The organism is Streptomyces sp. GbtcB6 (assembly GCF_019091475.1).
Taxonomy (GTDB): domain Bacteria; phylum Actinomycetota; class Actinomycetes; order Streptomycetales; family Streptomycetaceae; genus Streptomyces; species Streptomyces hyaluromycini.
Window position 1 is genome coordinate 355,059 of the sequence record NZ_JAGXJL010000001.1, and the last position, 23,972, is coordinate 379,030.

General features: G+C 70.5%; 21 protein-coding genes. 6 read left to right on the forward strand and 15 right to left on the reverse strand.

Translation table 11 applies throughout. The annotated features are described in order from the left end of the window. Nucleotides 1-108: 108 nt before the first annotated feature. The 4 genes from KVT45_RS01635 (at nt 109) to KVT45_RS01650 (ending at nt 4,922) form a co-directional block, all read left to right on the forward strand. Nucleotides 109-1,458, forward strand: a complete 1,350-nt coding sequence (locus KVT45_RS01635) for a DUF2252 domain-containing protein (protein ID WP_217544531.1) — start codon at nt 109-111, stop codon at nt 1,456-1,458. 67 nt (nt 1,459-1,525) lie between these two features. Further along, nucleotides 1,526-2,218: a hypothetical protein gene (locus tag KVT45_RS01640; protein WP_217544533.1), complete on the forward strand. Its 693-nt coding sequence runs from the start codon at nt 1,526-1,528 to the stop codon at nt 2,216-2,218. Nucleotides 2,219-2,327: 109 nt separating this feature from the next. Further along, nucleotides 2,328-3,146 carry a thioredoxin domain-containing protein gene (locus tag KVT45_RS01645; RefSeq protein WP_217544535.1) on the forward strand — a complete coding sequence of 273 codons (819 nt, stop codon included), beginning with the start codon at nt 2,328-2,330 and terminating at the stop codon, nt 3,144-3,146. Nucleotides 3,147-3,251: 105 nt separating this feature from the next. Further along, the gene (locus KVT45_RS01650; protein ID WP_217544536.1) at nt 3,252-4,922 is read left to right on the forward strand and encodes an alkaline phosphatase; all 1,671 of its coding nucleotides are present in this window, start codon (nt 3,252-3,254) and stop codon (nt 4,920-4,922) included. 20 nt (nt 4,923-4,942) lie between these two features. Here the strand turns inward: KVT45_RS01650 and KVT45_RS01655 are convergent, their stop codons facing one another. Beyond that, nucleotides 4,943-5,512, reverse strand: a complete 570-nt coding sequence (locus KVT45_RS01655) for a dienelactone hydrolase family protein (protein WP_217544865.1) — start codon at nt 5,510-5,512, stop codon at nt 4,943-4,945. A gap of 138 nt (nt 5,513-5,650) precedes the next feature. Between KVT45_RS01655 and KVT45_RS01660 the strand changes: the two genes are divergently transcribed. Next, entirely contained in the window at nt 5,651-6,769 is a 1,119-nt protein-coding gene (locus KVT45_RS01660; RefSeq protein ID WP_217544866.1) for a mechanosensitive ion channel family protein, read from the forward strand. Between the two features lie 9 nt (nt 6,770-6,778). Here KVT45_RS01660 and KVT45_RS01665 read toward each other — a convergent pair whose 3' ends face one another. From KVT45_RS01665 to KVT45_RS01690, 6 genes are all read right to left on the reverse strand, one after another. After that, on the reverse strand, nt 6,779-7,519 hold the full coding sequence (locus tag KVT45_RS01665) for an SDR family NAD(P)-dependent oxidoreductase (RefSeq protein WP_217544538.1): 741 nt from the start codon (nt 7,517-7,519) through the stop codon (nt 6,779-6,781). Between the two features lie 209 nt (nt 7,520-7,728). Continuing rightward, the gene (locus KVT45_RS01670; protein ID WP_217544539.1) at nt 7,729-9,315 is read right to left on the reverse strand and encodes a Na+/H+ antiporter; all 1,587 of its coding nucleotides are present in this window, start codon (nt 9,313-9,315) and stop codon (nt 7,729-7,731) included. 234 nt (nt 9,316-9,549) lie between these two features. Next, nucleotides 9,550-10,020, reverse strand: coding sequence for a GNAT family N-acetyltransferase (locus tag KVT45_RS01675; RefSeq protein ID WP_217544542.1), 471 nt, complete (start codon nt 10,018-10,020; stop codon nt 9,550-9,552). Then, entirely contained in the window at nt 10,017-10,961 is a 945-nt protein-coding gene (locus KVT45_RS01680; protein WP_217544544.1) for an RluA family pseudouridine synthase, read from the reverse strand. The genes KVT45_RS01675 and KVT45_RS01680 overlap by 4 nt, the downstream gene beginning before the upstream one ends. Before the next feature lie 58 nt (nt 10,962-11,019). Then, nucleotides 11,020-11,634 (reverse strand): signal peptidase II, encoded by a 615-nt coding sequence (lspA, locus tag KVT45_RS01685; RefSeq protein ID WP_217544546.1) that lies wholly within the window; start codon nt 11,632-11,634, stop codon nt 11,020-11,022. A 67-nt stretch (nt 11,635-11,701) separates the two neighbouring features. Beyond that, complete coding sequence (locus KVT45_RS01690) at nt 11,702-12,595, reverse strand: TraR/DksA family transcriptional regulator (RefSeq protein ID WP_217544548.1); 894 nt, start codon at nt 12,593-12,595, stop codon at nt 11,702-11,704. Between the two features lie 614 nt (nt 12,596-13,209). Here KVT45_RS01690 and ileS point away from each other — a divergent pair. After that, entirely contained in the window at nt 13,210-16,347 is a 3,138-nt protein-coding gene (gene ileS / locus KVT45_RS01695; RefSeq protein WP_217544550.1) for an isoleucine--tRNA ligase, read from the forward strand. Between the two features lie 293 nt (nt 16,348-16,640). Here ileS and KVT45_RS01700 read toward each other — a convergent pair whose 3' ends face one another. The 8 genes from KVT45_RS01700 to murG all read right to left on the reverse strand — a co-directional run bounded on the left by KVT45_RS01700 (nt 16,641) and on the right by murG (nt 23,972). Continuing rightward, complete coding sequence (locus KVT45_RS01700; protein WP_217544552.1) at nt 16,641-17,957, reverse strand: DivIVA domain-containing protein; 1,317 nt, start codon at nt 17,955-17,957, stop codon at nt 16,641-16,643. Nucleotides 17,958-18,013: 56 nt separating this feature from the next. Next, entirely contained in the window at nt 18,014-18,298 is a 285-nt protein-coding gene (locus tag KVT45_RS01705; protein WP_046729537.1) for a YggT family protein, read from the reverse strand. A 51-nt stretch (nt 18,299-18,349) separates the two neighbouring features. After that, complete coding sequence (locus KVT45_RS01710; protein ID WP_089101077.1) at nt 18,350-18,991, reverse strand: cell division protein SepF; 642 nt, start codon at nt 18,989-18,991, stop codon at nt 18,350-18,352. A 126-nt stretch (nt 18,992-19,117) separates the two neighbouring features. Then, nucleotides 19,118-19,837 carry a YggS family pyridoxal phosphate-dependent enzyme gene (locus tag KVT45_RS01715; RefSeq protein WP_217544553.1) on the reverse strand — a complete coding sequence of 240 codons (720 nt, stop codon included), beginning with the start codon at nt 19,835-19,837 and terminating at the stop codon, nt 19,118-19,120. A gap of 6 nt (nt 19,838-19,843) precedes the next feature. Next, nucleotides 19,844-20,572: a peptidoglycan editing factor PgeF gene (pgeF, locus tag KVT45_RS01720; RefSeq protein ID WP_217544555.1), complete on the reverse strand. Its 729-nt coding sequence runs from the start codon at nt 20,570-20,572 to the stop codon at nt 19,844-19,846. A gap of 10 nt (nt 20,573-20,582) precedes the next feature. Continuing rightward, nucleotides 20,583-21,779, reverse strand: a complete 1,197-nt coding sequence (gene ftsZ, locus KVT45_RS01725) for a cell division protein FtsZ (RefSeq protein ID WP_217544556.1) — start codon at nt 21,777-21,779, stop codon at nt 20,583-20,585. A 277-nt stretch (nt 21,780-22,056) separates the two neighbouring features. Further along, the gene (locus tag KVT45_RS01730) at nt 22,057-22,854 is read right to left on the reverse strand and encodes an FtsQ-type POTRA domain-containing protein (protein WP_217544867.1); all 798 of its coding nucleotides are present in this window, start codon (nt 22,852-22,854) and stop codon (nt 22,057-22,059) included. A gap of 29 nt (nt 22,855-22,883) precedes the next feature. After that, the gene (gene murG, locus KVT45_RS01735) at nt 22,884-23,972 is read right to left on the reverse strand and encodes an undecaprenyldiphospho-muramoylpentapeptide beta-N-acetylglucosaminyltransferase (RefSeq protein WP_217544558.1); all 1,089 of its coding nucleotides are present in this window, start codon (nt 23,970-23,972) and stop codon (nt 22,884-22,886) included.

The following is a 23,972-nucleotide window of genomic DNA, read 5'->3' on the forward strand; positions in this document are numbered from 1 at the left end:
TACCTTCGTGCGGAGAAAGCGGGCACTCCCGGGGACCTTCGCACGTTGGTCCGGGCGAGAGATCCGCGCCACATGTCAGGCACCACCCGTACCAGGAGGCACCCAGCGATGCCGGTCCCCCAGCTCAACGGCGAGCAGCGCGGCGAGGAGATCCTCGCCGTCTTCGACACCGCCTTCGGCGAGCTCCTGGCCGCCGACCCGGCCGCGTTCCGCGTGAAGTTCCGGAAGATGGCGGCCTCGGCCTTCGCCTTCTACCGGGGCACGGCCGCGCTCTTCTACCACGACCTGGACGCGGAGAACGCCGGACTGGGCGGTGGGCGGATATACACCGGCCCCTACCTGGACGAGCGCACCTCGCGCGTGTGGATCCACGGCGACCTGCACGCGGAGAACTTCGGCACGTACATGGACTCCAACGGCCGTCTGGTCTTCAACGTCAACGACTTCGACGAGGCCTACGTCGGCCCGTTCACCTGGGACCTGAAGCGCTTCGCCGCCTCCATCGCGCTGGTCGGGTACGCGAAGGCGCTCAGCGACGAGCAGATCACCGAGCTGGTCGAGGTGTACGCGGAGGCGTACCGCGAGCGCATCCACGCGCTGGCGACGGGCGCGAAGAGCGACGAGGTGCCGCCGTTCACCCTGGACACCGCCGAGGGCCCGCTGCTCGGCGCGCTCCGCGCGGCCCGCTCGCTGACCCGTTTCGAGCTGCTGGACTCGATGACGGAGATCCGCGACTGGGAGCGTCGCTTCGCCTCCGGCGGCGGCTCCATCGAGCTGGACGCCGCCACCCGCTACAAGGTCCTGGCCGCCTTCGACGGCTACCTGGAGACCCTCCCCGAGTCGTCCCTGTCCCGCCCGGACTCCTACCGTGTGAAGGACGTCGTGGGCCGCCGCGGGATCGGCATCGGCTCGGCCGGCCTGCCGTCGTACAACATCCTCCTGGAGGGCGCCACGGACGCCCTGGAGAACGACGTGGTGATCTACATCAAGCAGGCGCAGACCCCGGCCGTCTCCCGGCACGTCACGGACCCGGCGATCCGGGACTACTTCCAGCACGAGGGCCACCGCACGGTGATCTCGCAGCGCGCCCTGCAGGCGCACGCCGACCCGTGGCTGGGCTGGACCGAGCTGGACGGCGCGGGACAGCTGGTCGCCGAGGTGTCGCCGTACGCGGTGGACCTGGACTGGAGCGACCTCGACGACCCGGAGGAGATCGCGGCGGTCGTCGCCGACCTCGGCCGGGCCACGGCGTCCATGCACTCGGCGGCCGACGACCAGTCCGGCGAGTCCCTGGTGCCGTTCTCCACCGAGCGGGCCATCGACGCGGCGATCGCCGCCGACGAGGACGGCTTCGCGGGCCTGCTCACCGACTTCGCGCACAGCTATGGCGCACGCGCGCGTGCCGACCACCAGATCTTCGTCGACCTCTTCCGCAACGGCCGCATTCCAGGGCTGTAACCTTCGCCAATTCTCAGGTCCCTTTTAGGGGTCCCTTACATGAGTACGTGACAGACTCTCCACCGCTATGGACATATCCGGGACCCAGCTCAGAGCCGTGCGCGCGGCGCTGTTCACGGCCTTCGTCGTGACGCTCAGCACCGCGTCGCACGTGCTGCTGTCCCGGGCCCCGCTGCCGTTCACGACGGTGGCCGCGGTCGCCGCCGGCGTGTTCGTCGCGGCTTACGCGCTGGCGGGCCGCGAGCGCGGCTTCGGCCGGATCGCGGCCCTGCTGATCCCGCTGGAGCTGGCCGCCGACACGGTCTTCACCACCGGCCAGCACGCCTGTTACGGCCGGGCGGGCGGCCCCGTGGCCGGCCCGCTGCGCGCGGTCGGCCTCGACGTGCTGTGTCACGGCGGCATGGTCGGTACCCCGCTGGCCCGGATGACCGGTGGCTCCCGCGCCGCCACGGCCCTCGCGCACGCCGACCCGGCCGCCGCCTGGCTGCTGCTCGCCGCGCACGTCGGCGTCGGCCTGCTCGCCGCCGCCTGGCTGCGCCGTGGCGAGCGCGCCCTGACCCAGCTGCTGCGCGCCGTCGCCGCCACCACCTTCCGCCCGCTGCTCCTCGCGGTCGCCGCGGGCACGGTCCGGCAGGCTCCGGTACGACGGCTGCCGCGCCCGGCGCCGCGCCCGGCCGCCGCCCGCGGCCTGCTCCTCGTGCACTCCCTGGGACGGCGCGGACCGCCGTGCTCCGGGGCGCTCGCCCTGCCCTTCGCCTGAGCGCCCCTCCCACCCGAGCACGCCCCTCGTCCGAGTACTCCGAGTACGACGAGTCCCCCACACGTATCCCGCGTACGACATGTGCGCGTCCCCTATGGAGATCACCAACATGAGCCAGCGGAACAGCGCAGCTGCCAAGAACGCGGCCCGGGAGCGACTGCGCGCCGAGCGCGAGAAGCAGGCCAAGCGCGCCAAGGTCAGGCGGCAGCTCATCGTGGCCAGCTCGGTCGTGGCCGTGCTGGCTGCGGCGGGCGGCATAGGCTACGCCGTCGTCCAGGCCAACAAGCCCAGCTACTGGAACGGCCTGAAGGACGCCAAGGTCGTCACCCCGGCCAACACCACCGGCACCAAGGGCACCACGGTCGTCATCGGCAAGGCCAGCGCCACGAAGACCCTCAAGATCTACGAGGACCCGCGCTGCCCGATCTGTGCCCAGTTCGAGCAGACCGTCGGCTCGACCGTGAAGAAGGACATCGACGACGGCAAGTTCAAGATCGAGTACATCGGTGGCACGTTCATCGACGACAAGGACAACGGCGAGGGCTCCAAGAACGCGCTGAGCGCCATGGGCGCCGCGCTGAACATCAGCCCCGAGGCGTTCCTCGAGTACAAGACCGCGCTGTACTCGACCAAGTGGCACCCGGACGAGACCACCGACAAGTTCAAGGACGACTCGTACCTCATCAAGGTCGCGAACACGGTCCCCGCGCTGAAGAACAACGCGAAGTTCGACGACGCCGTCAAGAAGGGCACCTACGACGCCTGGGCGATGGCCATGTCGAACCTCTTCAACACCAACAAGGACGGCGTGACGGGCACCCCGAGCTTCGTCATGAACGGCAAGATGCTGACGGCCGACTCCAGCGGCAACCCGCCGATGACGGTCGACGCCTTCAACACCGTGGTGGACGCGGCGCTCAAGGCGTGACCCGGGTCCCTGTGCACAGGGCCCGGATCACCTCCGCGTGAAGAGCAGGCGAACTTTTATTTGTTCGCCTGCTCTTGTTCATACTGGTCAGTAACCTCATCGGACGTGACCAGTCGATACCGATCAACTCAGGCCTCCGAGGGTGCCAACTCCCTCTCCCCCCGCCGCCGCACGGTCGTCAAGGCCGCGGCGGCGACCGCTGTCCTGGCCGCCCCGCTGGCCGCCGCGCTGCCGGCCCGGGCCGCCTCGGACGCGCCCGCCTTCCTGCACGGCATCGCCTCCGGCGACCCGCTGCCCGACGGCGTCCTGCTGTGGACCCGGGTGACGCCGACCGCCGACGCGACACCCGGCTCCGGGGTCGGCCCGGACACCGAGGTCAGCTGGGTCGTCGCCACCGACAAGGCGCTCACGAACGTCGTCTCGAAGGGCTCCACCACCGCCACCGCCGCCTCCGACCACACCGTCAAGGCCGACATCCGCGGCCTGGCCCCGGCCACCGACTACTGGTTCCGCTTCTCGGCCGGCTCCACGGACTCCCCGGTGGCGCGCACCCGCACCGCGCCGGCGACGGACGCCACCGTCTCGGGCCTGCGCTTCGGCGTGGTCTCCTGCGCCAACTGGGAAGCCGGCTACTTCGCCTCCTACCGCCATCTGGCCGCCCGCAACGACCTGGACGCCTGGCTGCACCTGGGCGACTACATCTACGAGTACGGCACCGGCGAGTACGGCACCCGCGACACCGTCGTCCGTGAGCACGCGCCCACCCACGAGATCATCACCCTCGCCGACTACCGCATACGGCACGGCAAGTACAAGACCGACACCGACCTGCAGGCCCTGCACACCAAGGCCCCGGTCATCGCGATCTGGGACGACCACGAGTTCGCCAACGACTCCTGGTCCGGCGGCGCCGAGAACCACACCGAGGGCACCGAAGGCACCTGGACGGCCCGTCAGGCCGCCGCCAAGCAGGCCTACTTCGAGTGGATGCCGGTCCGCCCGGCCATCGCCGGCACCACCTACCGCCGGCTGCGCTTCGGCAAGCTCGCCGACCTCTCCCTGCTCGATCTGCGCTCCTTCCGCTCCCAGCAGGTGTCCACGGGCAGCGGCTCGGTCGACGACCCGGACCGCACCATCACCGGCCGCGCCCAGCTCGACTGGCTGAAGGCCGGACTCAAGGCCTCCGACACCACCTGGCGGCTGGTCGGCAACTCGGTGATGATCTCGCCGTTCGCCATCGGCTCGCTCTCCGCCGACCTGCTCAAGCCGCTCGCCAAGCTGCTCGGGCTGCCCCAGGACGGCCTCGCCCTCAACACCGACCAGTGGGACGGCTACACAGACGACCGCCGCGAGCTGCTGGCCCACCTGCGCTCCAACGCGATCTCCAACACCGTCTTCCTGACCGGCGACATCCACATGGCCTGGGCCAACGATGTGCCGGTGGACGCCGGTACGTACCCGCTGTCGGCCTCCGCCGCCACGGAGTTCGTGGTCACCTCGGTGACCTCCGACAACCTGGACGACATCCTCAAGGTCTCCCCGGGCGTCGTCTCCACGCTCGCCGCGCCGGTCATCCAGCTGGCCAACCGGCATGTCCACTGGGTCGACACCGACCGGCACGGCTACGGCGTCCTGGACATCACCGCCGACCGGGCGCAGATGGACTACTACGTCCTCTCCGACAAGACGAAGGCCGACGCCACCTCGTCCTGGGAGCGGTCGTACCGCACGCGCAGCGGCACCCAGAAGGTCGAGCGCACCTACGACCCGGTCTAGCCAGCGGCTGCAGAAAAGTCCTACAGCGTGTCGAGGAAGCCGAGTGCCACCCGCCAGGTGGCCTCGGCGGCCTCCTCGTCGTAGTCCGGCAGACCGGGGTCGGTGTAGAGGTGACCGGCCCCCTCGTACCGGTAGATCTCCACATCGGCGCCGGCCCGGCCCATCTGCAGATACCAGGCGCTCAGCCAGTCGTCCGTCTCGAAGGCGTCCGGCTCGGCCACGTGCAGCTGCACCGGCAGGTCGTCGACCGAGGCGTTCGGCGCGATGTCCGACGTGCCGTGCAGAAGCAGCAGCCCCCGCGCCCGCTCGTCACCCAGCGCCAGCGTCTGTGCGATCGAGGCGCCCAGCGAGAACCCCGCGTACACCAGCCCGCGCTCCGAGTACGGCGCCGCCGCCAGCACGGCCCGCTTCAGCAGCTCGTCCTTGCCGATCGACTCGTTGAACTCCATGCCCTCCTCGACCGTGTCGAACGTGCGTCCCTCGAACAGGTCCGGCGTCCACACCTCGTGCCCGGCGGCACGCAGCCGGTCGGCGGCCGCACGCACCGCGGGCCTGAGGCCATAGGTCGAGTGAAAGAGCATGATGTTCATGCGCCCATGGTGCCAGCCACCACCGGCGACGCCCGCCGGCCCCGGCGCGCCGACGGCTCCGGCCACGACCGTGACGCCCTTGTCACCGGACGGCATGTTCAGGACCCCGCAGATCCGGTTACGTTCGGATCCATGGAGATGGAGAACGTACTCCGCCCGCTGATCGTGGTCGGCGGCGCCGTCGTCCTCACCCTGCTGATCGGCTGGGCGACCGACCTGCTGCTGCGCAAGGCCGACGCACGGCACAGCGAGACGCCCCTGTGGGGCCTGCTGCGCCGCGGCCGCGTCCCCTACCAGCTGGTGCTGTGCGCGGCCCTGCTCAGAGGGTCCTACGACCAGGCCGAGCTGATCCTGGAGCACCGGGTCGCCGTCGGCCAGGTCCTGACCCTGGTGCTGATCGGGTCGGCCGCCTGGCTGGTGGTGCGGATCGCCGGGGCCGTCGTGGAGTCGACCTACACCCGCTACGCCCGCGCCCACCACGACGCGGCCCGGGTCCGCCGGGTGCGCACCCAGGTGTCGCTGATCATGCGGGTGGTGACGGCGATCGTCGGCGTGATGGCCGTGGCGGCGATGCTGCTGACCTTCCCGGCGATGCGCGCGGCCGGAGCCTCGCTGCTGGCCTCCGCCGGAATCCTCGGCATCGTCGCCGGTGTGGCCGCCCAGTCCACGCTGGCGAACCTGTTCGCCGGTCTGCAGATCGCCTTCGGCGACATGGTGCGCCTCGGTGACACGGTCGTGGTCGACGGCGAGTGGGGCACGGTCGAAGAGATCACCCTGACCTTTCTGACGGTACGGACCTGGGACGAGCGCCGGATCACCATGCCGGTGTCGTACTTCACCTCCAAACCCTTCGAGAACTGGTCGCGGGGCACCCCGCAGATGACCGGGACCGTCTTCTGGCACCTCGACCACTCGGCGCCGATCGAGCCGATGCGCGAGAAGCTCCGGGACATCCTGCGGGAGTGCCCGGCCTGGGACGGGCGGGACCACGGCCTGGTGGTCACCGACAGCACACCGAACACCATCCAGGTACGCGCGCTGGTGACCGCCAAGGACGCGGACGACGTCTGGAAGGTCCGGGTGACCGTCCGCGAGCAGATGATCACCTGGCTGAACGCGGAGCACCCGTACGCCCTGCCCCGGGTCAACACGGCCGACGCCGTCCTGCCACCCGGCGGGATCGTCTCCGCCCAGGACGGGGCGGCGGCCGCGGCCAACCGGCGGCTGCACGAACCGCCCCGCACCGGCCGCGGCTGAGGCCGTACCTCAGTGGCCGCGCTCGGCGCCGCCGTTGACCTGGATGATCTGCGAGGTGACGTGCCCGGCGGCCTGGGACGCCAGCCAGTGCAGGGTGGCGGCGACGTCACCGGGTGTGCCGGCCCGCCCGGTCGACGTCTCGGCGACAAGCTGCTCCCGCCGCGCCTCCTCCACCGGCCCGCCGAAGAAGTCGGTGTCCTCGACGTACCCGGGCGCGACCACGTTCACGGTGACCCCGCGCGGCCCCAACTGCCGGGCCAGGTCATGGGCATAGGGATGCAGAGCGGCCTTGGAAGCGGCGTACGACCCGGTCCCCGAGCCCCGGAAGGCCGCTATGGAACTGATGAACAGCACCCGCCCGCCGGGGTCGGCGAGCCGGTCCTTCAACGCCTCCGTGAGCAGGACGGAGGTCAGCGTGTTCTGCCGGAAGTTACCGGTCCAGGTACGCGCGGCGGCGTCGAGCGGATCGCCGGCATCCGCGTCGGCCGTGCGCGCCGCGTTCCCTCCGGCGCTGTGGACGAGCACATCGACGGTCCCGAACTCCTCGGCGACGAACCGCGCGACTCCGCGTACCTGCTCCGGTTCGGCCAGATCGGCGGCGTACACCTCCGCCCCCGGCACCCCCGCCTTCTCCAGCACCTCTCTGCGCCGCCCGAGCAGCAGCACCCGATCCCCGTCCCCGGCGAACACCCGCGCCGCCGCGAGCCCGATCCCGGTCCCTCCACCACTGATCACAATGTTCCGAGCCATGATCCGAGACTACGAGCGGAAAGCCGACGGCGCCTGTGGCTGTCCACAGCCGCCATGTGTTTGTATGACCGCCGCCACACACGCCCGGCAGACCACGCAGGGCCGACCGACCACGGCGGACCGCCCACGGCCGGCCGCCGACGGTGCTCAGCCCCGCGGGAGACGCCCGCCCTTCGAGCAACCGAACGGGCGTTGCGCGGGTGGGCGAACTAGCGCAGGCTGCGGACGTCCAGATGCCGCAGCACCCGGTCCACGATCTCCGGATCCGCCCCCGGCTCGCTCCGCGCCGCCAGCACCTCGTGCCGCGCCGCGCTCAGCATCTCCTGCTGGATCCGCCGCAACCTCTTCAGCCGCCGCATCCGCTTCTCGTGGCCCTCCCGCCGCTCGTCCTCCACCACGTCGGGACTGATCCGGAACCCGATCTCGAAGGCCCGCCGCAGCATCTGCTCCGTCACGTCCTCCGGCAACTCCTCGACCTGCTCGATCTCCTTCAGGCGCCGCCGTGCCGCCTTCGCCGCCCGTACCGCCAGCTCCTTCTCGATCTCCTTCTCGCGGTCGGTGTCGGCCCGTACCCCCAGCCGCCTCACCAGCCACGGCAGGGTCAGCCCCTGGAGCACCAGCGTCGCCATGATCACGCCGAAGGCGATGAAGACGATCTCGTCCCGGTCCGGGAACGCCGACCCGTCGTCCGTCTTCAGGGGGATGGCCAGGGCCAGCGCCACCGACGCCACCCCGCGCATCCCGGCCCACCACATCACGATGGTCTCCCGCCAGCTGGTCGGGATCTCCTCGTCGTAGTCCCGCCGGGCGTGCAGCCGCTTGGTCAGCCAGGTCGCCGGCAGCAGCCACACCAGCCGGACCACGACGACCACGCCGACGATCGTGGCCGCCCAGCCGAGCATCTCGCTCCAGCGGCCGGCCGCCGTACGGATCGCGTTGTGCAGCTCCAGGCCGATCAGCCCGAAGGCGACCCCGGTGACGAGCGTGTCGACGATGTCCCAGAAGGTGTAGCCGGCCAGCCGGGTCATCACGTCGTCGGCGTCGGTGGCGTACTCGGCGATGAAAAGCGCTGTGGTGAGCACGGCGAGCACCCCGGAACCGTGCAGTTCCTCGGCGATGACGTAGGAGGCGTACGGGACGATCAGGGTCAGGCCGATCTGCAGGGTCGCGTCGCCGAGGATGTCCATCAGCCGGTTCGCACCCCAGCCGAGCACCAGCCCCACGACGACCGCGACCACGGCGGACAGCAGGAAGTCCAGCCCGGCCCGCCACGGCGAGAACGTGCCGCTGACCACGGCGGCGATGGCCACGTGGTAGAGAACGATGGCCGTGACGTCGTTGAAGAGGCCCTCGCCCTCCAGGATCGACACCAGCCGGCGCGGCAGTCCGAGCTGTCCGGCGACGGCCGTCGCGGCGACCGGGTCGGGCGGGGCGACCAGCGCGCCCAGCGCGACCGCGGCGGCGATCGGCAGTCCGGGCACGATCGCGTTGGCGACGACGGCCACGCACAGCGTCGTGACGAAGACCAGGGCCACGGCGAGCAGGAAGATCGGCCGTTTGTTGGCCGCGAACTGCCGCCAGGAGGTCCGCCGTACGGCGGCGTAGAGCAGCGGCGGCAGCAGGCCGGGCAGGATCAGCTCGGGCGGGATGTTCACGTTCGGCACGAAGTCGGCCACCGCCAGGACGATCCCGAACAGCGTCATCAGCACAGGCGCCGGCAGTCCGAACCGGTCCCCCACCGGAACGCTCACCAGGGCCCCGAGCAGCAGCACGAACAACAGGGCCAACTGATCCACGGCCAGCGCTCCGGGAAGATCGACGACGCAACGGCAGCCTCAAGCGTGCCACGGCGGCCTTCCGGCCCACGTATCTGCGGCGCGCCCTTTTTGTCTGCCGCAACGGCGATCAGCTCTGGTCCGCCACGACCGCGATCGGCTTTCGTCCGCCACGGCGGTGATCGGCCACGGCGCCGCAGCCCGGCGGTGCCGGACGACCGCCGCCGTCCCTCGCCGTCCCGCGCCGACCCTCGGCTACAGAGCCCTGCGCATCCCCTGGTGCGGGATACCCGCCTCCTCGTACTCCGGGCCGTAGGGCTCGTAGCCCAGCCGCTCGTAGAAGCCCAGCGCGTGGGTCTGCGCGTGCAGGTCCACGGCGGTCAGGCCACGCGCGCGTGCGGCCTCCTCGATGGCCCGGACGAGGGCGACCCCGATACCGAGGCCGCGGGCCTCCTGGGAGACCGCGAGCCGGCCCAGCGAGCCGAGGGACAGGTCGCCGCCGGTCTTCGCCGCGGCCACCTCGCCGTACAGCAGCCGGCCGGTGCCGAGCGGTACGCCGTCCTCGCGGACCGCCAGGACATGCACGGCGACAGGGTCGTACTCGTCGTACTCCAGGTCCTCGGGGACGCCCTGCTCGACCACGAAGACCTGCTTGCGCACCGCGAAGCACGCCTCCAGGTCGGCGGGGTCCCCGGCGACCCGCACCGTGTACGCGCGCGTGCTCATCCGTACGTCTCCTCGCGGACCTGGTCGAGCGCCTCCTGCAGGTCCGCCGGGTACTCGCTCTCGAACTCGGCCCACTCGCCGTCCCCGGGGTGCTCGAAACCGAGCCGGACCGCGTGCAGCCACTGGCGGGTGAGACGCAGCCGCTTGGCGAGCGTCGGGTCGGCGCCGTAGGTCAGGTCGCCGACGCAGGGGTGGCGGTGGGCGGCCATGTGGACGCGGATCTGGTGGGTGCGGCCGGTCTCCAGCTTCACGTCGAGCAGGGAGGCCGCGCGGAACGCCTCGATGAGGTCGTAGTGGGTCACGGAGGGCTTGCCGTCGGCCGTGACCGCCCATTTGTAGTCGTGCTGCGGGTGGCGGCCGATGGGGGCGTCGATGGTGCCGCTGGTCGGGTCGGGGTGGCCCTGCACGAGCGTGTGGTAGCGCTTGTCGACCGTGCGCTCCTTGAACTGGCGCTTCAGCGACGTGTACGCCCGCTCCGACTTGGCGACCACCATCAGGCCCGACGTGCCGACGTCGAGGCGGTGCACGATGCCCTGGCGCTCGGCGGCACCGGAGGTGGAGATCCGGTAGCCGGCGGCCGCGAGACCGCCGATCACGGTCGGGCCGGTCCAGCCGGGGCTGGGGTGCGCGGCGACGCCGACCGGCTTGACGATCACGACCACGTCATCGTCGTCGTGCACGATCTCCATGCCCTCGACGGGCTCCGCGACGATCTGCACGGGCGCGGGCGCCCCCGGCATCTCGACCTCCAGCCAGGCCCCGCCGCGCACCCGCTCGGACTTGCCGACCACCGAGCCGTCGACCTGGACCTTGCCCGCCGCGGCCAGCTCGGCCGCCTTGGTGCGGGAGAAGCCGAACATGCGGGAGATGGCGGCGTCGACGCGCTCGCCCTCCAGGCCGTCGGGCACGGGCAGGGTACGGATCTCGGGAATCGTGGTCACCCGTCGAGTATGCCGGACCGCGCCGACAGCCCCGTACGCACGCGAGCCCCAGGGCCGCTCAGTCCTTGTGGACGGTCCCGTCCGGGTCCAGGCCGCGGAAGGAGAGCAGCACGATCAGGATGCCGCCGCAGACGATCGCCGAGTCGGCCAGGTTGAACACCGCGAAGCCCTTGGGCGCGATGAAGTCGACGACCTGGCCCTCGAAGATCCCCGGCGAGCGGAAGATCCGGTCGGTGAGGTTGCCGAGCGCGCCACCGAGGAGCAGGCCGAGCGCGACCGCCCAGGGGAAGCTGTACAGCTTGCGCGCCAGCCGGAAGATCACGACGATCACGGCCGCCGCGATCACCGTGAAGATGATCGTGAAGGCGCCGCCGAATCCGAAGGCCGCGCCCGGGTTGCGGATCGCGTGGAACTCCAGCCAGTCGCCGATGACCTCGATCGGCGCGTGGTGCTCCAGCTTCGCGACCACGATCATCTTGCTGACCAGGTCGAGGGCGTACGCGAAGGCGGCCACCGCGAACAGCACGGCGATACGGCGCCCGCGCCCGGGCCGCCGGTCGGCGGTGGACTGCTGATCCGCACCGGACGCGTCCGACGCGCCGGGCGCCGCCGTCCGCTCGCCGTCGTCGTCCGGGGTACCCGGCGTACCGATGATGCGTTCCGCCTCTGCCACGTGAGTCCCTCAACCTAGGTGCCTGCCTCGGGACGAGACTACGGCACGCCCCAGGGGACCCCGATGCTCAGTAGCGGCGTTCCTGCTTCTGCTTGCACTCCACGCACAGGGTGGCCCTCGGGAAGGCCTGCATCCGGGCCTTCCCGATGGCGTTCCCGCAGTTCTCGCAGAGCCCGTAGGTGCCCGCGTCCAGCCTCTGCAGGGCGCGCTCGGTCTGTTCGAGCATCTCGCGCGCGTTGGCGGCCAGTGCCAGTTCGTGCTCGCGGGTGATGTTCTTGGTGCCGGTGTCGGCCTGGTCGTCACCGGCGCCGTCGCCGGAGTCCCGCATCAGCCCGGCCAGGGCGCTCTCGGACGCCTCGATCTCGGCCCGCAGCCGGATCGCCTCGGCCATCAGCTCGGTGCGCGCCTCCTCGACCTCCTGTGGCGTCCACGGGTCCTCGCCGGGACGCACCGCGAGTTCGCCCGGAGCCGCCGTGGCGACCCGCGCCTTGGGGACGGCGCTCTCCGCCGCTGCGGCCGTGCCAGGAGTCTTCTTCGCAACCACCGTCGTGGCTCCCGTCTGCTTCGCGGCCCGCGCCGCGCCCGCTTTCTTGGCCGTGCTCTTCTTGGCCGTGCCCTTCTCCGCCGCGGTCTTCGTCGCCGCGGCCCTGGACGCGCTCTTCTCCGGCATCTCCGACCTGTCCACGGTGTGCTTCACCACCGCGGCCGCCTTCCCGGCCGCCTTCTCCCCGTCGGCCTTCTTCGCCGCGGCCCTCTTCTCCGCCGCCTTCCTCACCGGTGCCCTCTTCGCGGCCGAGTTCTTGGCGGAGCCCTTTTCACCTGGGGTCTTCCCGGAAGGATCCGCCGCTGTCGCGCGCGTGCCCTGCTCTTCGCCGTCCCCCTTGGTGTCGCCGTCGGAGGCAGCCGCGCCTCTGGACCGGCCGGACGCCGACTGCTTAACGGCGGTCTTCTTCGCCACCATGGCCGCGGCCCCTTCACATATTGTGATCTTGCACGCGAATCGTGCTGGGACGATAAATCGACTTGAGTCCCGCGGCAACGGGGCACGCCGCCCGATCCGCCTGCCCCGCACCCCCCACGCAGCAGGTATGCATGCGTTGTGCCCAGCTCCCCGCGCGGTAATCCGCCGAGCCGGACATCCCAGGATGCGAACACGCGTACCGCGCCATTCGGGTCATCCCTGCCGGACGGCCACCGGGCGCCGACCGCGCCGGGACGGGCGCCCCGAAAACGGGTCGGCCGCTGTCCGCGCGGCGCCGTACACTGGGCGGAGCGAGAAGCGTGGATGGGGACGAGTAGCGGCGTACGCAGCCCAGAGCGACCCGGGGACGGTGGAAGCCCGGGGGCGAGCGCGACGTGAAGATCACCCCGGAGCCGCCGGAGGAAAGCCGCAGCCGAGAGGCTGGGGCGAGTAGAACCGGCTTCGCGACCCCAATGAGGGGGCTCACCGGCGCGTACGGCGACCGGAGGGCCAAGGAGGGTGGTACCGCGGGAGCGCGCCGCACACGGCGTACGGAAGGCAAGGCTCTCGTCCCTCCGACGGAAGGCAGCAAGTCCGTTGGAGGAAGCTCGCAGATGACAGCGCCGACGTACCGCCAGGTGCCCGCACAGGTCGACCTGCCCGCCCTCGAGCACGCCGTGCTCGACTTCTGGCGCGAGCAGAAGATCTTCGCCAAGACCCTGGAGCAGTCCGAGGGCCGCCCCGAGTGGGTGTTCTACGAGGGCCCGCCCACCGCCAACGGCATGCCCGGCGCCCACCACATCGAGGCGCGCGTCTTCAAGGACGTCTTCCCCCGCTTCCGCACCATGCGCGGCTACCACGTGGCCCGCAAGGCCGGCTGGGACTGCCACGGCCTGCCCGTGGAGCTCGCGGTCGAGAAGGAGCTGGGCTTCAGCGGCAAGCCGGACATCGAGAAGTACGGCATCGCCGAGTTCAACGCCAAGTGCCGTGAGTCGGTGACCCGCCACACCGATGCCTTCGAGGCGCTGACGACCCGCATGGGGTACTGGACCGACCTGGACGACGCCTACCGCACGATGGACCCCGAGTACATCGAGTCGGTCTGGTGGTCGCTGAAGACGATCTTCGACAAGGATCTGCTGGTCCAGGACCACCGCGTCGCCCCCTGGTGCCCGCGCTGCGGCACCGGCCTGTCCGACCACGAGCTGGCGCAGGGCTACGAGACGGTCGTCGACCCCTCCGTGTACGTCCGTTTCCCGCTCACCTCCGGTCCGCTCGCCGGCCAGGCCGCGCTCCTGGTGTGGACGACGACCCCGTGGACCCTGGTGTCCAACACGGCGGTCGCCGCGCACCCCGAGGTCGCCTACGTCGTCGCGACCAATGGCGAAGAGCAGCTGGTGGTGGCCGAGCCGCTGGTCGCCAAGGCGCTCGGCGAGGGCTGGGAGACCACGGGCCAGACCTTCACCGGCGCCGAAATGGAGCGCTGGACCTATCAACGTCCGTTCGAGCTCGTGGAGTTCCCGGAACCGGCGCACTACGTCGTGAACGCGGAGTACGTCACGACCGAGGACGGTACGGGTCTGGTCCACCAGTCCCCCGCCTTCGGCGAGGACGACCTCAAGGTCTGCCGCGCCTACGGCCTGCCGGTGGTGAACCCGGTCCGCCCGGACGGCACCTTCGAGGAGGACGTGCCGCTGGTCGGCGGCGTCTTCTTCAAGAAGGCCGACGAACGGCTCACCGAGGACCTGTTGCAGCGCGGCCTCCTCTTCAAGCACCTTCCGTACGAACACAGCTACCCGCACTGCTGGCGGTGCCACACCGCGCTGCTCTACTACGCGCAGCCGTCCTGGTACATCCGCACGACGGCGATCAAGGACCGTCTCCTCGCGGAGAACGAGAACACCAACTGGTTCCCGGACACGGTCAAGCACGGCCGGTACGGCGACTGGCTGAACAACAACATCGACTGGGCGCTGTCCCGCAACCGCTACTGGGGCACCCCGCTGCCGATCTGGCGCTGCGAGGACGACCACCTCACCTGCGTCGGCTCCCGCGCGGAGCTGACCGAGCTGACCGGCACCGACCAGTCGGAGCTGGACCCGCACCGCCCGTTCATCGACGACGTCACCTTCGCCTGCCCGCAGTGCGCGAAGACGGCCACGCGCGTGCCGGAGGTCATCGACGCCTGGTACGACTCGGGTTCTATGCCGTTCGCGCAGTGGGGCTACCCGCACAAGAACAAGGAGCTGTTCGAGAGCCGTTACCCGGCGCAGTTCATCTCCGAGGCGATCGACCAGACGCGAGGGTGGTTCTACACCCTCATGGCCGTCGGCACACTGGTCTTCGACAAGTCGTCGTACGAGAACGTGGTCTGCCTCGGTCACATCCTCGCCGAGGACGGCCGCAAGATGTCCAAGCACCTGGGCAACACCCTGGAGCCGATCCCGCTGATGGACCGGCACGGGGCGGACGCGGTGCGCTGGTTCATGGCGGCCGGCGGTTCGCCGTGGGCGGCCCGCCGGGTGGGCCACGGCACCATCCAGGAGGTCGTCCGCAAGACGCTGCTGACGTACTGGAACACGGTCGCCTTCCAGGCGCTGTACGCCCGTACGTCGAACTGGGCGCCGTCCGCGGCCGACCCGGCCCCGGCCGACCGCCCGGTCCTGGACCGCTGGCTGCTCTCCGAACTGCACGCGCTCACCGACCAGGTGACCCAGGCGCTGGAGGCGTACGACACCCAGCGCGCCGGCAAGCTGCTCTCGGCGTTCGTCGACGACCTGTCCAACTGGTACGTCCGCCGTTCGCGGCGCCGTTTCTGGCAGGGCGAGAAGGCCGCGCTGCGCACGCTGCACGAGGTCGTGGAGACGGTCACCAAGCTGATGGCCCCGCTGACCCCGTTCATCACCGAGCGGGTGTGGCAGGACCTGGTGGCGCCGGTGACCCCGGGCGCCCCGGAGTCGGTGCACCTGGCGGCGTGGCCGGAGGCCGACCTGGCCGCGATCGACCCGGAGCTGTCCAAGCAGATGGTTCTGGTACGACGGCTCGTGGAGCTGGGCCGGGCCACGCGCGCGGAGTCGGGCGTGAAGACGCGGCAGCCGCTGTCCCGGGCGCTGGTCGCGGCGGTGGGCTTCGACGCGCTCGACCCGGAGCTGCACACGCAGATCACCGACGAGCTGAACGTGTCCTCGCTGGCGTCGCTGTCCGAGGTGGGCGGTTCGCTGGTGGACACCACGGCCAAGGCCAACTTCCGGGCGCTGGGCAAGCGGTTCGGCAAGCGGGTGCAGGACGTGGCCAAGGCGGTCGCCGCGGCCGACGCGGCCGCGCTGTCGCTGGCGCTGCGTGAGGGCACGGCGTCCGTGGAGGTCGACGGCGAGACGGTGACGCTGGCGCCGGACGAGGTGATCATCACGGAGACGCCTCGTGAGGGCTGGTCGGTGGCGTCGGACTCCGGTGCGACCGTCGCGCTCGACCTGGAGATCACCGAGGAGCTGCGCCAGGCCGGCCTGGCCCGGGACGCGATCCGGCTGATCCAGGAGGCACGCAAGAACAGCGGGCTGGACGTGGCCGACCGGATCGCGCTCAGGTGGGTGTCGACCGACCCGGCGGTGATCGCGGCGCTGGCGGAGCACGCTTCGCTGATCGCCGACGAAGTTCTGGCGACCGACTTCTCGCAGGGCGAGGGGGATGACGGTTACGGCGATCCCTTCACCGACGAAGGGTTGTCCCTGACGTTCCGTCTGCGCAAGGCGTAAGCGCCGGCCTGTTCGAGAAGGGCCCGGTCTCCGCGGTGGGGACCGGGCCCTTCTCGTATGTGCGGGTCGGAGTCCTCATCGTGCGCGGTTCCCCGCGCCCCTGATGCGTGAGCCTCTTCCCCAAGCTGCGGGTCGGCTTGCAGAGCGTGCGCCCACGCGGCGGCAGCCACGTATCGATACAGCCCCGCGCCCCTGGGTGGGACCCGCGCAAAAGGGCGGGGCCCCGGATCGAAATCCGGGGCCCCGCCCTTGTGAACGCTTGCCGACGCCGACGTCGTACTACGCGCCCGCCGTCAGTTGTCGTCCTCGTCGATGAGGAAGCCGCGCATCGGGGACGGCGCCTGGCCCATCGGGGACGGGCCCTGCGGGCGTACCGGTGCCATCGGCTGGGTCATCGCCGGCGTCATCTGCTGCTGGCCGCCGTAGGACGGGCCAGCGGGGGACGGGGCGCCGCCCATCGGCGGGTTGCCGCCGTAGGACGGGGCGCTCGCGCCGGCCGGGGCCATGGAGGGCGCCGGGGACGGCGGGAGGGAGGCCGCGGCCGGGGTGCGCGGCGGCGCCAGGGAGTCGTCGGCCTGGGTCTCCAGCTGACGCAGCTGCGACTCCAGGTACGACTTCAGACGCGTGCGGTACTCGCGCTCGAAGCCGCGCAGGTCCTCGACCTTGCGCTCCAGCGTGGCGCGCGCGGACTCCAGGGAGCCCATGGCGACGCGGTGCTTCTCCTGCGCGTCCCGCTCCAGCGCGTCGGCCTTGGCACGGGCGTCACGCTCCAGACCCTCGGCGCGGCTGCGGGCCTCGCCGACGATCTTGTTGGCCTCGGAGCGGGCCTCGGCGATCGCCTGGTCGGCGGTCTGCTGGGCCAGCGAGAGGACACGGGCGGCGCTGTCGCCACCGGGGCCCTGACCGGGGCCGCCCATCGGACCGCCCATGGGGCCGCCCATCGGACCACCCATCTGCTGCTGCATGGGCGGCTGGCCGCCCATCGGGCCCATGCCCTGACCCATCGGGCCGGGACCCTGGCCCATGCCCTGACCCATGCCCTGACCCATCGGGCCCTGGCCCATCGAGCCCTGGCCCATCGGACCGGGACCCATCGGGCCCTGGCCCATCGGACCGGGACCCTGCGGACCGCCCTGGCCACTGGGACCGGCCGGCAGCTGCGGGGCGCCGCTCGGCAGCTGCGGGGGACCGCCCATGGGGCCACCCATCTGCTGCTGCGGCGGGCCCGATATGCCGGCGGGCACCGGAGCGCCGGGGCCTCGCATGCCCTGCTGGGGCATACCACCTTGCTGAGGCATGCCCTGCTGAGGCATGCCCTGAGGCATACCGCCCTGCTGAGGCATGCCCTGAGGCATACCGCCCTGCTGAGGCATACCGCCCTGCTGCTGGTCCTGCGGCTCCGGAGGCTTGCGCATGTTCTGCTGGTTCTGGGCAGCAGCGCGCGTGGCCGCGGCCAGCTTGGCGCGCAGGTCCTCGTTCTCGCGGAGCAGGCGCGTCAGTTCGGCTTCGACCTCATCGAGGAAGGCATCGACCTCGTCCTCGTCATAGCCTTCTCGGAGGCGGACGGTCGTGAACTGCTTGTTCCGCACGTCCTCGGGGGTCAACGGCATCTCTTCACCTCAACGTAGTCGTCGGCGTTCGGCAAGACGGTAGGTCACATCGCTCATCACAGCCGACCAACGATCGCAATCAGGATGTAGACGATGATCATCAGCACGAAGAAGGACAGGTCGAGCGCCACGCCCCCGAGACGCAGCGGCGGGATGAACCGCCGCAGAAGCTTGAGCGGTGGATCGGTGACAGTGTAGGTGGCCTCAAGTACGACCACCATCGCCTTGCCGGGTTGCCATGAGCGGGCGAACTGGAACACGTAGTCCATGACCAACCGGAAGATGAGCACGATGAGGAAGCACATCAGCGCGATGTAGATCACATCCAGAAACACGCTCATGGTCCGTGCTTTCCCTCTCCCCTGTTACGTGCCTTGTACCGGTCTTGCGTCTCAGCTCTGGTTGAAGAACCCGCCCTCTGCGATGCGGGCCTTGTCCTCCGCCGTGACATCGACGTTAGCAGGCGACAACAGGAACACCTTCTGCGTCACCCGCTCGATGCTGCCGTGAAGACCAAACACCAAACCAGCCGCAAAGTCGACAAGTCGCTTCGCGTCTGTGTCATCCATCTCAGTCAGATTCATGATCACCGGGGTGCCCTCACGGAAGTGTTCCCCGATGGTACGGGCCTCGTTGTAGGTCCGGGGGTGAAGCGTGGTGATCCGGTAAGGCTCTCGTTCCGACACGACCTTGGGCATGATCACCGGTGCGTTCTTCTCCAGGCTTGCGCGTTCTTGTGTGATGGACGCCACGGGGGCGATGCGCGCCGGGCGCCCCGATTCCGCGGGGAGCGAAGCGGAATGCGACATCGGCTCACGCGGGGGCGACGGCTGTACCACTCGTACCGAATCGTCCCTTTGGGACTGGTGTGCGCCGTGGGACTGGTGTGACGGCTCGTGCCGTCGATGGTCCCGCTCGGGCTCCGGGTCCAGTTCGGGCTCGAAGTCGTCATCGGGGTCGAATCCGCGGCCGTCGTACCCATCGTCCTCCACGAGGCCGAGGTAGACCGCCATCTTGCGCATCGCGCCGGCCATGCTCTGAGTCCTCCGCTCTGTGGTGGATCGGTGACGACTGCCAAGTCCCGCGATCCACACGGTCGTTGTGCCCACTCTGGGCGGCATTGACCATATTTTCTGCTGTGGTCCGACTTCCTGGCGACGTTACCCGAGCCTGGGGCGGACTCCGAGTACCGCAGTGCCGACGCGTACATGTGTCGCCCCGGCCGCCACGGCTTCCTCAAGGTCCGCACTCATCCCTGCGGAGACCATGTTCGCAGCCGGATGGGCCCGGCGCAGGTCAGTCGACAAATCCATCAACCGCCCGAACGCCTCGCGTTGGCGCCCCGCGTACTCCCCGGTGAGCGGAGCGACGGTCATGAGGCCGTCGAGCCGCAGTCCCGGCGATCCGGCGACCAGGGCGGCCAACCCTTCGATTCCGCCCGGCGCCACGCCGCCGCGCTCCCCCCTTCCGCTCGCGCCCGCGTCGAGCGCGACCTGGAGGAGACACCCGACCTCGCGCCCGGCCCGCACCGCCTCCTTGGACAGCGCGTCCACGAGCCTGGAGCGATCGACCGACTGCACGACATCCGCATAACCCACCACGGATCGCACTTTATTGGTCTGCAATTGACCAACAAAGTGCCAGTTGAGGGGAAGATCCGTACATTCGGCAGCCTTGGGGGCCGCGTCCTGGTCTCGGTTCTCGGCGACATGGCGCACTCCGAGCCCCGACAGGATCCGCACGTCACTCGCCGGATAGGTCTTGGTGACCACGATCAGGGTCACCTCCTCCCGCTTGCGCCCGGCCGCCGCACAGGCGGCGGCGATGCGCTCCTCCACTTTCGCCAGATTTGCGGCGAGTTCGGTGTTACGGTCCGTCATGTCCCATCAGTCCAGCCACACATAGCCGGCGAGCCGCCCGGTGGTGCGCTCCCGGCGGTACGAGAAGTGATCGTCCGACTCCAGCGTGCACACCGGCGACTGCTCCCGGTCGTGCACCCCGGCGCGTGCGAGCTGTGCGTGCACTCCGGCGCTGACGTCGACCGCGGGAGTGCCCCAGCTTGTCTCTGCGTGCGCCGCCGGCTCCACGGCGGCCACCTCGGCGCGCATCGCCTCCGGCACCTCGTAGCACCGGCCGCAGACGGCGGGTCCGGTGCGGGCGACGATCCGGGCCGGGTCGGCGCCGAGCGACTCCATGGCGTCGATCGCGGCGGGCACGATCCCCTTCACCATGCCCGGCCGGCCCGCATGGGCGGCCGCGACCACTTTGGCGACCGGGTCGGCCAGCAGGACCGGCACGCAGTCGGCGGTGAGAACGGCGAGGGCAAGCCCCCGGGCCGCGGTCACCAGCCCGTCCACCTCGGGCGTGAGCCGGGTGGTCCACGGACCTTCGACCTCGGCCACGTCGTTGCCGTGGACCTGGTTCATCCAGACCACCCGGCCGGGGTCCAGGCCGAGCGACTTGGCGGCGATCTCCCGGTTGGTCCGTACCACGCCGGGGTCGTCGCCGACCGCCCCGCCCAGGTTGAGCTCCTCGTACGGAGCGGCGCTCACCCCGCCCCACCTGTCGGTGAAGGCGAAGTGCGCGCCGCTCACGGTCTCGCGCTGTCCTATCACGTCGTAAGGATCACTTGAGGAAGTCCGGTACGTCCAGTTCCTCGGCCGCGCTGTCCGTGTAGGAACGGGACGGCGGGACCGGCGGGGCGACCGGGATGTCGGCCACCGGCTCGGGCGCCGGCTCCGGCTCCTCCTTGGGGGTCACGCTGCCGAGCGAGCCGAAGGAGGGGCGCTCGGGCTCCCGCCGTGCCGGGGCGGGCTCCTCGCGGCGGGCGCCGGCCGAGGACGAGCCGAGGACGTTGTCCCGGCGGGCCGGGGGCTGGCCCCCGTCGAAGCCGGCCGCGATGACCGTGACGCGGACCTCGTCGCCGAGGGCGTCGTCGATGACCGCGCCGAAGATGATGTTGGCCTCGGGGTGGGCGGCCTCGCTGACCAGCTGGGCGGCCTCGTTGATCTCGAAGAGGCCGAGGTCGGAGCCGCCGGAGATGGAGAGCAGCACGCCCCGGGCGCCGTCGATGGAGGCCTCCAGGAGCGGCGAGGAGATCGCCATCTCGGCGGCGGCCACCGCGCGGTCGTCGCCGCGGGCCGAGCCGATGCCCATGAGGGCCGAACCGGCCTCGGACATGACCGACTTGACGTCGGCGAAGTCGAGGTTGATCAGGCCGGGGGTGGTGATGAGGTCGGTGATGCCCTGGACACCGGAGAGCAGGACCTGGTCGGCCGACTTGAACGCGTCGAGCACCGAGACCTGGCGGTCCGAGATGGACAGCAGCCGGTCGTTCGGGATGACGATGAGGGTGTCGACCTCTTCGCGCAGTTCGGCGATGCCGTCCTCGGCCTGGTTGGCGCGGCGCCGGCCCTCGAAGGTGAAGGGGCGGGTGACCACGCCGATGGTGAGGGCGCCCAGCGAGCGCGCGATGTTGGCCACGACGGGCGCGCCGCCGGTGCCGGTGCCGCCGCCTTCGCCGGCCGTCACGAAGACCATGTCGGCCCCCTTGAGGACCTCCTCGATCTCCTCACGGTGGTCCTCGGCGGCCTTGCGGCCGACGGCCGGGTTGGCGCCGGCGCCGAGTCCACGGGTGAGTTCACGGCCGACGTCGAGCTTGACGTCGGCGTCGCTCATCAACAGCGCCTGTGCGTCGGTGTTGATGGCGATGAACTCGACGCCCTTGAGACCGACCTCGATCATCCGGTTGATGGCATTGACACCACCGCCGCCGACACCGATGACCTTGATGACTGCGAGGTAGTTCTGCGGTGCTGCCACGTCGAAGGCCTCTCGCCTCGAATTACGTTGCCGTCCACGTGCGGGGTCCGCGCGGGACGGCAGATGCCGATTGGGACGGTCCGTAGCGCCGACCCGAACCCTAACGTTGAAGTTTAGGGTTACCAGTGTGTCTGTTCCCTGGAGTCTTCTGAACAGGACACTAAGTCGACAAGTGGCGCGCGTTCAACGAACACGCCGAACCTCCCGTTTTTCTTTTCACCCTATGTGATCAGCCATAGCGGTGCCCAACCAGGGTGCTGGCCTGCGCTGATGTGCGTCAACTCGCTGATGACGCAGGGGCGGTGGGAACGCTTACGTCGAAGTGCCGGGCTCCGGAAGCGGCTTTCAGGAGCGCGGTGAGCGTGCGCGCCTTGGCCGCGCCGTTCTCGGCACTGCCCCACTCGACGATGCGGCCGCCGCCCAACTCCAGCGAGATGTCGTCGTAGGAACGGACCTTGATGGTCCCGGTGTCCCGGCGGACGGCGGCCGGAATGGCACGCGCGATCTCGACCGCTTCCCGCACCAGCCGCTCGGTGCCGAACCGGCGCAGGCTCGCGGTGGCCGAACCCGACCGGGGGAGACTCAATTCCAGCGCTGGAACGCCTTTCGGTGCCTGCGAAACCGTGGCGAACCGGACGCCTTTCCTGTCCACTTCGGTGAACTTTCCGCCCTTTTCGATGAGCAGCACCGGAGTGCGCTCGATTACTTTCAGCCCGATTCCACGGGGCCAGGAACGGACGACGTCCACCACGTCGATGCGGGGCAGCTTCCGGCGAAGCCGGGCCTCGATCCCGTCGGTGTCGACGGACACCATCGGCGCCCCGACCGGGACGTCGGCGACCTCGAGGACCTGCTCGGGCGTCAGAACGGCCGTACCGGACACGGAGACATGACGCACGCGCAGCCATGGGGAGCCGTACAGCAGCCAGACCGAGCCGGACCCGAGGAGCAGCACGCACAGCGCCAGGATGACGGTCCGGCGAAAGCGGCGGTTCCGCAGCCGCCGGACCAGCGGCAGGCCGGACGACCCCTGCTGGCGTTCACCGCGTTCGGCGGTGGTGGTCGGTCCGGCCACGCTGCTCACTTGCCTTTCGTCATACGGTCCTACCGGCTTGAGGCGATCGCCTCGTACACCATGCCGACGAGCAGGTCGTCGGCGTCCCGGCGGCCGAACTCGCTTGCCGCGCGGGACATCTCGTACAGCCGGTGGGGGTCGGCGAGCACGGGCAGGACGTTCTGCTGCACCCACTCCGGGGTGAGTTCCGCGTCGTCGACCAGCAGGCCGCCGCCGGCCTTGACCACCGGCTGGGCGTTCAGCCGCTGTTCGCCGTTGCCGATGGGCAGCGGGACGTAGGCGGCCGGGAGCCCGACGGCGGAGAGTTCGGCGACGGTCATCGCGCCCGCGCGGCAGAGCATCATGTCGGCCGCGGCGTACGCGAGGTCCATCCGGTCCAGGTAACTTACCGGGATATAGGGGGGCATTCCCGGCATCTGGTGTACCTGCGGCAGTTCGTTCTTCGGGCCGACCGCGTGCAGGATCTGGATGCCGGCCTGCTGGAGCCAGGGCGCGACCTGCTGGATGACCTCGTTGAGGCGGCGGGCGCCCTGGGAACCGCCGGAGACCAGCAGCGTGGGCAGGTTGGGGTCGAGGCCGAAGCGGTGCCGCGCCTCGGGGCGGGCCGCGGCGCGGTCCAGGAGGGAGATGGAGCGGCGCAGCGGGATGCCGATGTAGCGGGCGTCGCGCAGCTTGCTGTCCGGGGTGGAGACGGCGACCTTGGCGGCGTACCGGGAGCCGATCTTGTTGGCGAGGCCGGGGCGGGCGTTGGCCTCGTGGATCACGATCGGCACGCCGAGGCGCTTGGCGGCGAGGTAGCCGGGCAGGGCGACATAGCCGCCGAAGCCGACGACGCAGTCCGCCTTGGTGCGCTCCAGGATCTGCTCGGCCGCCTTGATGGTGCCGCGCAGCCGGCCCGGGACGGTGATGAGCTCGGGGGTGGGCTTGCGGGGCAGCGGCACCGCCGGGATCAGTGCGAGCTCATAACCGCGTTCCGGGACCAGCTTGGTCTCCAGGCCGCGCTCCGTGCCCAGGGCCGTGATCCCCACGGTGGGGTCCTGCCTGCGCAGGGCGTCCGCGAGGGCGAGCGCGGGCTCGATGTGGCCGGCGGTCCCCCCACCAGCGAGTACGACATGCAC

Coding starts and splice junctions, on each gene's coding strand:
- KVT45_RS01655 (WP_217544865.1), bottom strand. CDS start 5,512: ATGAACATCATGCTCTTTCACTCGACCTATGGCCTCAGGCCCGCGGTG.
- KVT45_RS01705 (WP_046729537.1), bottom strand. CDS start 18,298: ATGAGCGTGTTTCTGGATGTGATCTACATCGCGCTGATGTGCTTCCTC.
- KVT45_RS01645 (WP_217544535.1), top strand. CDS start 2,328: ATGAGCCAGCGGAACAGCGCAGCTGCCAAGAACGCGGCCCGGGAGCGA.
- KVT45_RS01640 (WP_217544533.1), top strand. CDS start 1,526: ATGGACATATCCGGGACCCAGCTCAGAGCCGTGCGCGCGGCGCTGTTC.
- KVT45_RS01700 (WP_217544552.1), bottom strand. CDS start 17,957: ATGCCGTTGACCCCCGAGGACGTGCGGAACAAGCAGTTCACGACCGTC.
- KVT45_RS01715 (WP_217544553.1), bottom strand. CDS start 19,837: ATGACGGACCGTAACACCGAACTCGCCGCAAATCTGGCGAAAGTGGAG.
- KVT45_RS01660 (WP_217544866.1), top strand. CDS start 5,651: ATGGAGAACGTACTCCGCCCGCTGATCGTGGTCGGCGGCGCCGTCGTC.
- KVT45_RS01635 (WP_217544531.1), top strand. CDS start 109: ATGCCGGTCCCCCAGCTCAACGGCGAGCAGCGCGGCGAGGAGATCCTC.
- KVT45_RS01710 (WP_089101077.1), bottom strand. CDS start 18,991: ATGGCCGGCGCGATGCGCAAGATGGCGGTCTACCTCGGCCTCGTGGAG.
- KVT45_RS01665 (WP_217544538.1), bottom strand. CDS start 7,519: ATGGCTCGGAACATTGTGATCAGTGGTGGAGGGACCGGGATCGGGCTC.
- ileS (WP_217544550.1), top strand. CDS start 13,210: ATGACAGCGCCGACGTACCGCCAGGTGCCCGCACAGGTCGACCTGCCC.
- KVT45_RS01675 (WP_217544542.1), bottom strand. CDS start 10,020: ATGAGCACGCGCGCGTACACGGTGCGGGTCGCCGGGGACCCCGCCGAC.
- KVT45_RS01690 (WP_217544548.1), bottom strand. CDS start 12,595: ATGGTGGCGAAGAAGACCGCCGTTAAGCAGTCGGCGTCCGGCCGGTCC.